This is a genomic window from Rhodoferax sp. U2-2l, from assembly GCF_020594515.1.
In the GTDB taxonomy this organism is placed as follows: domain Bacteria; phylum Pseudomonadota; class Gammaproteobacteria; order Burkholderiales; family Burkholderiaceae_C; genus Rhodoferax.
Genome location: NZ_JAJCTH010000020.1, coordinates 43097 through 55619 on the forward strand (window position 1 = coordinate 43097; position 12523 = coordinate 55619).

Here is a 12523-nt window from a genome sequence, read left to right on the forward strand (position 1 = left end):
GGGTTGCCTGAAGATCACCTGTCGGCTCGACGGTGGTTGCCAAGGCGATGACCCGCAGCCGCCTCCAGTCTGTCAGCTGTCTTTTTTGACGCCAGATCGGCCTTGTGCCCTGGGGCCATCAGGCCGGACAGCTCTCCCAACCAATAAATTGACCCTTCCTCGACCATGAACAAAAAAGTCTTCATCAAAACCTACGGCTGCCAAATGAACGAGTATGACTCGGACAAGATGAGCGACGTGCTCGGCGCCGCACAGGGTTACGAGCCCACCGACAACATCGAAGAAGCCGACCTGATCCTGTTCAACACCTGCTCGGTGCGAGAAAAAGCGCAAGAGAAGGTGTTTTCTGACCTGGGCCGCGTCAAGCACCTGAAGAAAAAGGGTGCGCTCATCGGCGTGGGCGGTTGCGTGGCCAGCCAGGAGGGTGAGGCCATCATCGCCCGCGCACCTTATGTGGACGTGGTGTTTGGCCCGCAAACGCTGCACCGCCTGCCGCAGATGCTGGATGAACGTGCGCGCCTGAACCGCTCGCAGGTGGACATCAGCTTTCCCGAGATCGAAAAATTTGACCACCTGCCGCCCGCGCGTGTGGAAGGCGCCAGCGCGTTTGTGAGCATCATGGAAGGTTGCTCCAAATACTGTAGCTATTGCGTGGTGCCCTACACCCGCGGCGAGGAAATCCATCGGCCGTTTGAAGACATTCTGGTGGAGGTGGCGGGCCTGGCGGACCAGGGCGTCAAAGAGATCACCCTGCTGGGTCAGAACGTGAACGCCTGGCGCGCCAAGATGATCTGCCACGCGGGCGCGGCGGGCAGCACGGGCGAGATGGCTGACTTTGCCACCCTGCTGGAATATGTCTGCGACATCCCTGGCGTGGAGCGCCTGCGTTATGTCACCAGCCATCCCAACGAGTTCACCCCCGCACTGATTGCCGCTTACGAGAAGCTGCCCAAACTGGTCAGCCACCTGCACCTGCCGGTGCAACACGGCTCCGACCGGATCCTGATGGCCATGAAACGCGGCTACACCGCCATGGAATACAAAAGCACGGTGCGCAAATTGCGCGCGATCCGGCCCAACATGGCACTGAGTTCCGACTTCATCGTCGGTTTTCCGGGTGAAACCGAAGATGACCACGCCAAACTCATGAAACTGATGGAGGACGTGGGCTTTGACAACTCGTTCAGCTTCATCTTCAGCCCGCGCCCAGGCACACCGGCTGCCAACCTGACGGATGACACGTCGCATGAGGTCAAGCTGCGCCGCCTGCAAGAGGTGCAGGCCAACATCAACACCCACATGGCGCACATCAGCGCTGGCATGGTTGGCACGGTGCAGCGCATTCTGGTGGAAGGCGCTTCCAAACGCGATGGTGGCGAACTGATGGGCCGCACCGAATGCAACCGGGTGGTCAACTTCATCGGCCAGCCGCGTCTGATCGGGCAAATGGTGGACGTGACCATTTCTGAGACCCGCACCTACACGCTGCGCGGCGAGGTGCTGACCCGTGAAACGCTCTGACAAGACCCGGGCGCAACGCTAGAATTTCCGATGGCGGTGTCTGCCGGCCCCCGGGCAACACCCACCAGCGGCTGGATGCGGTGTGCGCCTTAACGCTCCAGTTTTTCATGGTCCTGCAACCTCACTGGCGTTATGCACCAAAGATCATCACGTCGGATTCGGCCAGCCAGCGCGCAGTTGGCCGTAATCTGTGCACTGTGCCTGGTTTTACCCCTCACGGCAGATGCCGAGCCGGTGGTTCTGCATGACGGCGCCCATACCGCCGAGGCCACCACCGACACCAGCCAACTGGTCACGCTGGAGTCCGCACCACCCCCCATCCATGACATGTCGGTTTCGCCGACAACAGCGAACACCGCTGACCCGAAGCGAGCGCCCGCTCAAGCCACTGACCGCACACTGACGCCACCCGCAGGCCCGGCAACGCAGGCACCGCCCGGCACCACAGCCGCCCCGGGCACCAACACCTCCATTCACAGCGCCATCAAGGAAAGTGTTCGCCCGGTGTACGACCAGCTGGTTGAATCTGGTGCGGTGGAAGCCTTGCACGATTTGAAAACCGATCTGGGTCTGGATAAAAATCAATGGAGCGACCAGGACAAAGCCGCCTCCGCCAAGGGCCCTGGCCAGTGGGACGTACCCGCCACCCAGGACCCGGGCCCACCCAAAACCGCAGCACAAGCCCAGCTGGACCGCGAAACGGCCAGCATGATGCGCGAAAAGCTGATTGATCAAGTCACACCGTGGCTGATCGGCCTGGTGGTGCTGTACGTGGTGGGTTATCTGGTCAAGCTGCTGTACAACTTTATCCGCTGGAAATCAGCCAAGCGCGCCGAGCGGCGCATCGCCCGTGCGCAACGCCACGCCTCCAGGCGCAGCCACGGCAGCAGTTCGCGCCCGCCAAACGCCAGCGCCACGGCATCAGGGTCCCAAGTGGACTCGCAAGAGACGGTTTAACCCGGCGCAACGACGCAACGCCCGGGCGGGCCGCGGCGGATTTCCTTGATTCAGGACAGGTCCGAGCGCCACATTCACCTCGAAAATGGCACCAAATTTTTCACCCGGAGCCACCCCATGAGCCTATCGGAATCGCAATTCGCAGCGTTCAAAGCCATCAACCAGCAAGCGCAAAGGCTGCTGCACACCCCGCAAACCCGTGAAGTGCGGGAAGTGATGGAGCAGATCATTGCCATCAGCCGGGTACAGACCAACAAGATCATCGATGCCAACAAGGTGGACGCACCGCCGGACGACACCCCGGTGAGCCCGATGATCCGCATGCAGAAGGCGATGAGCCGGGGCCCCAGCAAACGGGTGTCAAATATCATCTGGGCGGTGGTGGCGGCACTCTGGATCGCAGTGGGGTACCTGGGGTCCCAGCACTTCCACGAGATTTTTCAGCAACCCGCTGAAGCGGCTGAAGCCACAGAGCCTGCTGCCACTGCTACAACTGCTGCAGATACGACGGCGACAGCTGCTGCAGCCACTGAAAACAAATAGCGCCCAGCCTATTTGGGCCAAGGACTGCAGACCCTAACGCCAGTCAATCGTCCAGCGGGCGATTTGATACTGCGGCGGGTCAGAACGGCATCTTGGGCATGCCGCCCATACCTTTCATACCGCCCAGGCGCTTCATCATTTTCATCATGCCGCCGCCCTTCATCTTCTTCATCATGTCCTGCATCTGCTCAAACTCCTTGAGCATGCGGTTGACTTCCTGCACCTGAACGCCCGCGCCCATGGCGATGCGGCGCTTGCGGGTGGCTTTGATCAACTCCGGCTTGCGGCGCTCCAGCGGCGTCATGCTGTGGATGATGCCTTCCTTGCGTTTGATGTCTTTTTCAACCCGGCCCATGTCGACCTGCCCGGCCTTGGCCGCCATGGCGGTGGGCAGCTTGTCCATCAGGCTGCTCAAACCGCCCATCTGGCGCATCTGCTGGATCTGGCTCAAAAAGTCATTCAAATCGAAAGTGGCACCGCTCTTGACTTTGGCCGCCAGCTTCTGCGCGCTGGCCATGTCGACACCCGCGGTGACCTGCTCCACCAGCGCCAGAATGTCACCCATGCCCAGCACGCGGCCGGCGTGACGTTCAGCGTCAAACACTTCCAGGCCGTCGAGTTTTTCGCTGGTGCCGGCGAACTTGATCGGCGCACCCGTGATCTGCCGCACCGAGAGCGCCGCACCGCCGCGTGAATCACCGTCGAGTTTGGTCAGGATGATGCCGGTGAGCGGCAGCGCTTCCTTGAAAGCCTTGGCCGTGTTGACCGCGTCCTGGCCCTGCATGGCGTCAACGACAAACAGCGTCTCCACCGGGTGGATGGCGGCGTGCAGGTCCTTGATTTCGCGCATCAGCACATCGTCAATCGCCAGGCGGCCTGCGGTGTCGACCAGCAACACGTCAAAGTAATGTTTTTTGGCGTAATCGAGCGCCGCCAGGGCAATGTCCACCGGCTTTTGGTCGGGGGTGCTGGGGAACCACTCGGCCCCGGCCTGTTTGGTCACCGTCTTGAGCTGCTCGATGGCCGCCGGGCGGTACACGTCGCCCGACACCGTCAGCACCTTCTTGCCGCGACGCTCCATCAGGTGTTTGGCCAGTTTGGCGGTGGTGGTGGTTTTACCGGCGCCCTGCAAGCCCGCCATCAAAATCACGGCGGGCGGCTGGGCCGCCAGGTTGATGTCGGCCACACCGTCGCCCATGGTGGCGGACAGCTCTTTGTTGACAATGCTCACCAGCGCCTGACCCGGGGTCAGCGAGCCCAGCACGTCCTGGCCCAGCGCTTTCTCTTTGACGCGGGCAATGAAGTCGCGCACCACCGGCAGCGCCACGTCGGCCTCCAGCAAGGCCATGCGCACTTCGCGCAGCATGTCGGCCACGTTGGTCTCGGTGATGCGGGCCTGACCGCGGATTTCCTTGACCAGGCGGGAAAGTTTGTCGGTAAGAGCTGAAGCCATGTGGGATGTGTCCGACAAGCGGAACCTGTGTTGTAGCCATGGGACAATGGCCGGTGACAAAACGCTAAACTGTAGCCATGATTTTACCCAGTGCTTCTCCTCTGACATTGACGCTGTCGCTGGCAGCTGCTGCTGCCTATGCGGTGTCGGCCACGGGGGCGTCACGCGTCAGCCAGACGCTCTCCAGGGTGGCGGTGTGGCTCGCCTGGACTTTGCACGGTTGTCTGCTGGCCTGGGGGTTGTGGGGCGGGGCGCAACCGCTGTTCGGTTTTGCGCCAGCGCTGTCCATCACCGCCTGGCTGGTGGGGCTGGTGTACGCCATTGAGAGCTTTGTGTTCCCGCAACTGAAGACGCCTTGGGGGCTGGGCGGTCTGGGCGCCGCTGCCGTGCTGCTGACGCTGATTTTCCCGGGCGAAGCCCTGAGCCCCAAACTGTCGGCCTGGCTGCCGCTGCACTGGGCGCTGGGCATTGCGTCGTACGGCCTGTTTGCGGTGGCGGTGGTGCACGCCTGGATGATGACCCGGGCCGAAGCGCGTATTCGCAGTGCGGCCGACGGCTTCACCGGTATGCCGCTGCTGACCATGGAGCGCCTGACATTCCGCTTTGTCGATGTGGGGTTCGTGCTGCTGTCGGCCACGCTGATCGCCGGATTCTTCTTCGGCACCCATCTTTATGGCACCTCGCACCCCATCAAATGGGACCACAAAACCATTTTCTCCGTGCTGTCCTGGCTGACCTTTGGTGTGCTGCTGATGGGTCGCGCACGTTTTGGCTGGCGCGGTCGGCAAGCGGTGCGGATGTTGTATGTCGGCTCGGGCCTGTTGCTGCTGGGTTATGCGGGTTCGCGCTTTGTACTTGAGGTCATGATGGGGCACACCCTGTGAAAGCCCTGCTGATACTGGCCGTGGTCTTGGCTGGTGTGTGGCTCTGGAAAAATCGTCGCGGTCAGGGGGAGGTCAACCGATCAACCCCGGCCGCCCAACCGCAAGAGATGGTGCGTTGCAGCCAATGCGGGGTGCATCTTCCGGCCAAAGATGCGATCACGGGTCCTCACGGCAGCTACTGCTGCGCCGACCACCGGCACCCATCTGAATCCTGAGTTGTCTGTTTGCCAGTGAGCTCCATCTGGCCTTCTTCGCTGTCCGGCGAGCCCACCCCTGACGTTGGTGACCACCCGCTGGAGTTTGAACGCCTGTGGCTGGGGTTCATGACAGCTCGGGTCACATTGGGGCTGGTGCTATCGATTTTTCAAGGCGGCATTTTCGCCTTGGTGCCGCAGCAAGGTGGCACCCCCCTGCTGATTTGCCTGACCTACTTTGCCATTGCGTTGACGGTGCGCCTGACCAGTCAGCCGCAGCGGCTGCGGCAAAGCTTTGATTCGCCGTGGCTGCGCACCGTGGGGGTGGATGTGCTGGCCTTTGCCACGCTGCAAGTGATTCAAGGTGGCGCCATTGATTACACCCCCTTGTTTGCGCTGCCGGTGCTGATGGTCAGCGTGCTGGGGTCCCTGCTGCTGGCGATGGCCACCGCGGCCAGCATCACCCTGCTGATGTTTGCCCACGCTGGCTGGCTGCTGACGCGGCACACGGGCGATGTCACTGCCAATTTTTTGCAGGCAGCCCTGACGGGCGCAGGTTGTTTTGCCATCTCATTCCTGGGCAGCCAATTGGCCACACGCCTGGCCAGCATGGAATTACGGGCCCAGCGCAACCAGCTGGCCGCCAACGAGCAGCGCCGGGTGAATGAGCTGGTGATCAAGTCGCTGACCGATGGTGTGCTGGTGGTGGATGGGGCGGGCACGGTGCGCTCCACCAACCCGGCGGCCTGCCTGCTGCTCAATACACCAACGCAGTTGGTAGAGATCAACCTGCGGGAGCGGCGTGGCTGCCAAGCCCTGATGGCGTTGATTGACGCCAGCTTCGCCAGCCAAACGCCGCAACAGGCCGACATCACCATCGACCTCGCTGGCAGCAGCGCCCGTCAACTGCGTGCACGCACCCAGCTGACCGGCTCACAACGCGGCGATACGCTGGGCCTGTGCGTGGTGTTTTTGCAGGACCAGCGTGAGATTCAGGCCCGTATCCGTTCTGAGAAACTGGCCGGCATGGGCCGCATGTCTGCCGCCGTGGCGCATGAGATTCGCAACCCGCTGGCCGCCATCACCCAGGCCAACGCCCTGCTGACCGAAGACCTGAGCGATCCGGCGCAGCAGCGGCTGGCCCACATGGTCGGACAGAACGCGCTGCGCCTGGAAAATATCGTCAAGGACGTGTTGCACCTGACGCACGCGGGCGATGGGGGCTCGGACGAATTGGCGCGCCCCCTGGACCTGGGTGAGAGCACCGACCGCACCTGCCGCGACTGGATCAACCAGCACGGTGCGGGCAGTGACATGCGCTTGAGTCGGCCACAGACCCGACTCACCGTCTGGTTCGATGGCGAGCATTTGCGCCGCATCCTGGTCAACCTGCTGGACAACGCCCGCCGCTTTGCCAGTGATCGGCCCGGCAGCATCCAGGTCAGCATCGACGCGTCAGATGAAAGCCAGTCAACGCCCGGCGCAACGCTGCGGGTGTGGAGCGATGGCGCCGCGCTGGACCCCTCGGTGGAGCAGCATTTGTTCGAGCCCTTTTTTTCATCCGAGAGCCGCTCCAGCGGGCTGGGGTTGTATATTTGCCGCGAGTTGTGCGAAAGTCACGGTGCCACCATTTCGTATGACCGCAGCGACCGATGGCTCGCACAGCAACTTGTGTCAGGCAACGAATTCAGTGTATTTTTCAGGCTTGCGCCAGACCACCCGACCACACCATGAACGCCACTGCCAGCCACGCCCGGATTTTGGTGGTGGACGACGAGCCCGACCTGCGCACGCTGTATGAGCTGACCCTGCTGCGCGAAGGTCACCGGGTCGACACCGCCGAAAACCTGCAGCAGGCCCGCTCGCTGCTGGAAGCCAACAGCTTTGATGTGATGATCACCGACATGCGCCTGCCCGATGGTCTGGGCATGTCCCTCATCACCGACATCAAAGCCCAGGGCCGCGGGGAACGCAGCATTGTCATCACCGCCTATGGCTCGGCCCAGAACGCGGTCGAGGCGCTCAAGGCCGGTGCCTTTGACTACCTGACCAAACCGGTCGACCTGAAACAGTTTCGCGCCGTGGTGGCGTCAGCCTTGCGCAGCGTGGCCGAGACGCCTCACGATGACAGCGCCTTGCAGATCAAACGCGCACAAGGTGTGGTGGCGGGGGCCTTGGGCCAGCGTGCGCTGGACCGCCTGATCGGTAATTCTGAATGCATGCAGCAAATCAAGGCGCGCATCCTCAAAGTGGCCACCAGCATGGCGCCCGTCATGGTGACCGGTGAATCTGGCACCGGCAAGGAACTGGTGGCCTACGCCATCCATGCCAACAGCCACCGGGTCAAGGGCCCATGGGTGGCCGTGAACTGCGGCGCTATTCCCGAGACGCTGCTGGAATCCGAGTTTTTTGGTGCCCGCAAAGGCGCTTACACCGGCGCCACCCAAGACCGCGAGGGTTTTTTTCAGGCGGCACGTGGCGGCACGCTGTTTCTGGACGAGATCGGCGACCTGCCGCTGCCGATGCAATCCAAGCTGCTGCGCGCCATCCAGGAGCGCCGCATTCGCCCGCTGGGGTCCAACCAGGAAGAAGTGGTGGACGTGCGCATCGTCAGCGCGACCCACAAAAATCTGGCCCAGGAAGTGCAACACGGCCATTTCCGGCAAGACCTGTTCTTTCGGCTCAATGTGATTGACTTGGTGATTGCGCCACTGCGCGAGCGCCCGCAAGACTTGCCCGCGTTGTGCCAGGCCCTGCTGACCCGTATTGCGCAGGAGTCAGACACACCCGTCCCAACGCTGCCCAACGAGGTGTTGAAAGAACTGGCGCAACTGCCGCTGCCCGGCAATGTGCGCGAACTCGAAAACCTGCTGTACCGCGCCGTGGCACTGGGCGACGGGCACAGCCTGCAGCTAGACCGCCCTGTCAACACGGGCCTGGCGGTGAACGACTCCACGCTGGATGCACCCGAGTTCGATGCGCCACAGCCATCCAGCCCGGCCAACCCGGAGCCGGTAGCCCATGACTTGCAGGCGCAGCTGGACCAGCTGGAGCGCTCGCTGTTGCTGCAGGCCCTGCGTGCCACCCAGTTCAATCGCACGGCCGCTGCCGCGCGTCTGGGACTGACTCTGCGCCAGCTGCGCTACCGCATGGCCCGTTTGAAAATTGACGCCCCCAACGCCGACGAGAGTGCGGATGAGCTCATCTGAAGCGCAAGATGCCCTGCCCGAGGGCGCCTTGTGGCAAGACGGCTGGTACCGGTTTGCAGCCCATGTGCCGTCGCCCAACTTTGGCCCGCGCCCCACACCGCATCACATTGATCTGCTGGTGCTGCATTCCATCAGCCTGCCCCCGGGCCGTTACGGCGGCAACGAAGTACAGCAGCTGTTCACCAACCAGCTGGACTGGCAGGCGCACCCGTATTTCCAGGGCATCCAAGGCCTCACCGTGTCGTCCCATTTCTACATCCGTCGCGGTGGCGAACTGCTGCAGTTTGTCAGCTGCGACGCACGTGCCTGGCACGCCGGGGCATCGAGCTACCGCGGGCGCAGCAACTGCAACGACGACAGCATCGGCATCGAACTCGAAGGCCTCGAAGGCGACCTGTTCGAGCCCGCCCAATACGCCACCCTGAGCGCCTTGTGCGCCAGCGTTTTGCAGCGCTACCCCATCGCCCATCTGGCCGGTCACGAACACATTGCGCCGGGCCGCAAGCGCGACCCTGGTGCCGGGTTTGACTGGCAGCGGTTGCAGCGGTCACTGGCGCTCGATGCCCGCCAGTTGCCAGCGGCGGTACGCAGTTGATCGGGTCAGCGCGTGCATGTCGCCTCAGGCAGCGCAACGCTGCGGCAGCGGCGCAACATTGGTCACGTCATCATCATCAGGGCGCCGGAATACCTTTCCATTTTGGATGCGAACTCTCATAATCCCCGGATTGGAAAAAACTATGCTGCCCCGGCACCAAGACGTCACACCCCCCGCCAGCTTTTCCCCTCTTGCGCGCTTGCCAAACGGCCTGTCGGTCAAGCGGTTGTCTGAATCACACGTCGTCAGCCACCCCTGCGCTGCTGCCATCCGCTGAACAGCATGACCCGTGACACCCCCGATTTCACAAACCCGATGCCCCAACGTTTTTTGCGGCGGACTTGTGTGTTCCCATTCACGGCGCTGGGGCTGCCCCAACAGCCTGGATCGCTGGATGTCAAATCATTGACATCCCGTGCTTTTAGTAGCCAGACCAAGGAGAGATGATGGCAACTGCAAAAAAAACCGCCGCGAAGAAAGCGGCTCCCGCCCCCCAGGCCGCTGAGGCCAAAACAGCTGCTCCCGCGGCCAAAAAAGCCAGCCCGGCCAAGGTTGTAACGCCTGCCAAAAAGGCGGCCGCACCTGTGAAGGCTGCCGCTGCGCCAGCCAAGAAGCCGGTAGCCGCTGCACCCGCCCCAACACCGGTGCCGGCCAAGAAGGCTGCAGCAAAGAAGGCTGCCGCACCGGCGAAAGTAGCGGTGGCACCTGCCCCCGCGAAAAAAGCTGCCGCGCCTGCCAAAAAGGCCGCTGCGGCCAAGACGGCAGCTGCCCCGGCAACCAAAACGGCTGCGGCCAAAAAAGCCGCCGCACCTGCCACCCCAGCTGCTGCGCCCAAAGTCGCACCGGCATCCAAAACCAAACTCAACCCGCAGGCAGCGTGGCCTTTTCCTACCGGCAAAAAACCCTGATTCCGGTCACCGGCTGTGCCGCCAGCCCACTGCTACCCGCAGTGGGTTTTTTTATGCCTGTCATCCCATTTTCAGATCGATATGGCATTTGGCGCGCAGCCGCAGACCGTGCTGTGGCACCACAGGGGGTGGCAGCAACCTATCGGATGGAGATGGCGACGGAGGTGGCATCAGGGATAAAAGGCCAGCACCCGGTAGCCCACGACGGTCGATGCAGGCAGCTCGCCGGTGAGGCGCACATGGACCGACACCGGCCACTCGGCATAGGCGGCCAGTTGATCAGACGCCGCCGCCAACGCCTGTGGTGACAACACCCGTCTGAGCACCACACCGTCCTGCACATCGGTCAGGGTCAGCTCAATGCTGGGCACCGCCAGCGGCAGATACGCTGCATTTTTGAGCACAAAGCTCAGGCGATAGTGATCCGGACCCACGTTGACGAACCCGGCGGAATCGATGGCAATGGACTCGATTTGCTGCAACGGCGCCACCGCACAGCGCAAAACAAGGCACATTCTTTCCAGCGCGGGTTTCCACTGCGGTCGTGCCGCGGCCAGCCGGTCACGTTCCTGGTACACCCACTGGCTGGCCATCCCCGCCGTCAGCAAGACCGCCAGTCCCCCCAGCATCACCTGGGTGCTGCGGCGCCGCTTGGTGGAGACGCTTGCCGCGTCCCGCATGAACGACAGCGACTCGGTGGCGGTGACCGGGGTGTCAAGCGTGTTTGGCTGCACCGGATCGATGGCTGGCGCGCGTTCCGGATCAACCGTTGTTTCTGGTTGGGGCTGTGGGGCCTGTTCCAGCTTAGCGGGCGACTCTGATCCGATGTCGCCAGGTGCGGCCGCATTGAGGTTCAGTGGCTCCCATTGTGGCGGAGAGAAATCGGCACGGTCATGGCTGGCAGGGGGCTCTGCCGTCGCCGCCAGCGTTTGCGCACCGGTGCCCGACGCGCCAGCCAGATCGACGACGGGCTCTGGCTCTGGCTCTGGCTCTGGCTCTGGCTCTGGCTCTGGCTCTGGCTCTGGCTCTGGCTCTGGCTCTGGCTCTGGCTCTGCAAGAGTGTCCTGCCTGGATTCAGAGCCCTGATCGAGCGAAGCGGGGGGTGTCAAGTCATCAGCGACAGGGCTGTCAGCTGGCTCTGATGAGGGTTCGACCGCCGGACCAACCACCAGTTCTTCGGGCTCGGTGGAGGCTTCCAGCAAGTGCTGCGACGCGTCAAAAATTTCACCACATTGCCCGCACTTGACCCACCCTTGCGAAATGCGCAATTGATCGGGCACAACCTTGTACAGGGTCGTGCAGGCGGGGCAGCGTGTCAGGAGACTCATAAACGGAAGGGGGCGGCCGCTGAGTCTAGCCGCTTCAACGCCTGGCCGTCATCAAGATCCAGCCGTCTTCCTGATCCGCGACCTGCAACGCGCAATAGGATGCGTAAGCCGCCTTGAGCTCGTCGGCCTGGCGCTCCAGAATACCCGCCAGCACCAAATGACCGCCCTCGGCCACGCGCGACCACAACAAGGGTGCCAGCACTTTCAAGGGCGTGGCCAGAATGTTCGCCAGCACCGTCTGATAAGTGCCCGATGCCAGCTCTGGCAGACCCGCGTGCAGTTGCACCTGGTTGGCCTGCGCATTGAGCTCGGTGCTCTGAATGGCCGCCAGGTCGATGTCCACCGCATCAATGCTTGATGCGCCCAATTTGGCAGCCCCCACGGCCAGAATGCCAGACCCGCAGCCGTAGTCCAGCACACGCGACAAGGCCGCACTGCCTTCGTGGCGGGCAATCCAGCGCAAACACATGCGGGTGGTGGGGTGGGTGCCGGTACCAAACGCCAGACCGGGGTCTAGCCGGATCACCACACGGGCCTGGGCCGGGGGCTCATGCCAGGTCGGCACAATCCAGAAATCAGGCGTGATCTCCACCGGGGCGAATTGCGACTGCGTCAGGCGGACCCAATCCTGCTCCGGCACCTCCATCACACCCAGCACCTCGCAGCCATCAAAGAAGTCTTGCGCCTGCAACAACTGCAAAGCACTTTGCGCCAGCGCCTGGTCCGGGAACAAAGCCAGCACGCGGGAACGCTGCCAGCCATCCTTGGGCGGCGGCATGCCGGGTTCGCCAAACAGCGCCTGCTCGGCATCGGTCTGGGCGTCCGCGTCTTCCACACTGACGCTCAAGGCGTCCAGCGCATCCAGCGCGTCACTCAGGGGCTCGACCCGGTCTTCCGGGCACATCAATCGCAGTTCAAACATGCTGCTGGC

General features: G+C 62.8%; 12 protein-coding genes. 9 read left to right on the plus strand and 3 right to left on the minus strand.

The window, feature by feature from the left end:
* Positions 1–165 precede the first annotated feature (165 nt).
* The 3 genes from miaB (at position 166) to LHU53_RS17075 (ending at position 3021) form a co-directional block, all read left to right on the plus strand.
* The gene (gene miaB, locus LHU53_RS17065; RefSeq protein WP_227333993.1) at positions 166–1521 is read left to right on the plus strand and encodes a tRNA (N6-isopentenyl adenosine(37)-C2)-methylthiotransferase MiaB; all 1356 of its coding nucleotides are present in this window, start codon (positions 166–168) and stop codon (positions 1519–1521) included.
* A 132-nt stretch (positions 1522–1653) separates the two neighbouring features.
* Positions 1654–2478, plus strand: a complete 825-nt coding sequence (locus tag LHU53_RS17070; RefSeq protein WP_227333994.1) for a hypothetical protein — start codon at positions 1654–1656, stop codon at positions 2476–2478.
* 117 nt (positions 2479–2595) lie between these two features.
* On the plus strand, positions 2596–3021 hold the full coding sequence (locus tag LHU53_RS17075; protein ID WP_227333995.1) for a hypothetical protein: 426 nt from the start codon (positions 2596–2598) through the stop codon (positions 3019–3021).
* A gap of 79 nt (positions 3022–3100) precedes the next feature.
* On the opposite strand, the gene ffh is transcribed toward LHU53_RS17075, so the two are convergent.
* Entirely contained in the window at positions 3101–4474 is a 1374-nt protein-coding gene (gene ffh / locus LHU53_RS17080) for a signal recognition particle protein (protein ID WP_227333996.1), read from the minus strand.
* Between the two features lie 77 nt (positions 4475–4551).
* Between ffh and LHU53_RS17085 the strand changes: the two genes are divergently transcribed.
* The 6 genes from LHU53_RS17085 (at position 4552) to LHU53_RS17105 (ending at position 10264) form a co-directional block, all read left to right on the plus strand.
* Positions 4552–5358, plus strand: coding sequence for an inner membrane protein YpjD (locus LHU53_RS17085; RefSeq protein ID WP_227333997.1), 807 nt, complete (start codon positions 4552–4554; stop codon positions 5356–5358).
* The gene (locus tag LHU53_RS19755; RefSeq protein ID WP_370632340.1) at positions 5355–5573 is read left to right on the plus strand and encodes a PP0621 family protein; all 219 of its coding nucleotides are present in this window, start codon (positions 5355–5357) and stop codon (positions 5571–5573) included. Before LHU53_RS17085 ends, LHU53_RS19755 begins: the two co-directional genes overlap by 4 nt.
* A gap of 15 nt (positions 5574–5588) precedes the next feature.
* Positions 5589–7286 (plus strand): ATP-binding protein, encoded by a 1698-nt coding sequence (locus LHU53_RS17090; RefSeq protein WP_227334039.1) that lies wholly within the window; start codon positions 5589–5591, stop codon positions 7284–7286.
* Positions 7283–8761 carry a sigma-54 dependent transcriptional regulator gene (locus tag LHU53_RS17095; RefSeq protein ID WP_227333998.1) on the plus strand — a complete coding sequence of 493 codons (1479 nt, stop codon included), beginning with the start codon at positions 7283–7285 and terminating at the stop codon, positions 8759–8761. Before LHU53_RS17090 ends, LHU53_RS17095 begins: the two co-directional genes overlap by 4 nt.
* Entirely contained in the window at positions 8748–9356 is a 609-nt protein-coding gene (gene ampD, locus LHU53_RS17100; RefSeq protein WP_227333999.1) for a 1,6-anhydro-N-acetylmuramyl-L-alanine amidase AmpD, read from the plus strand. Before LHU53_RS17095 ends, ampD begins: the two co-directional genes overlap by 14 nt.
* A gap of 446 nt (positions 9357–9802) precedes the next feature.
* Positions 9803–10264, plus strand: coding sequence for a histone (locus tag LHU53_RS17105; protein ID WP_227334000.1), 462 nt, complete (start codon positions 9803–9805; stop codon positions 10262–10264).
* Between the two features lie 170 nt (positions 10265–10434).
* Here LHU53_RS17105 and LHU53_RS17110 read toward each other — a convergent pair whose 3' ends face one another.
* Together LHU53_RS17110 and prmA are read right to left on the minus strand one after the other, a co-directional pair.
* Complete coding sequence (locus tag LHU53_RS17110) at positions 10435–11592, minus strand: zinc-ribbon and DUF3426 domain-containing protein (protein WP_227334001.1); 1158 nt, start codon at positions 11590–11592, stop codon at positions 10435–10437.
* 34 nt (positions 11593–11626) lie between these two features.
* A complete protein-coding gene (gene prmA, locus LHU53_RS17115) occupies positions 11627–12514 on the minus strand; it encodes a 50S ribosomal protein L11 methyltransferase (protein WP_227334002.1) in 888 nt (295 codons plus the stop codon).
* Positions 12515–12523: the final 9 nt, after the last annotated feature.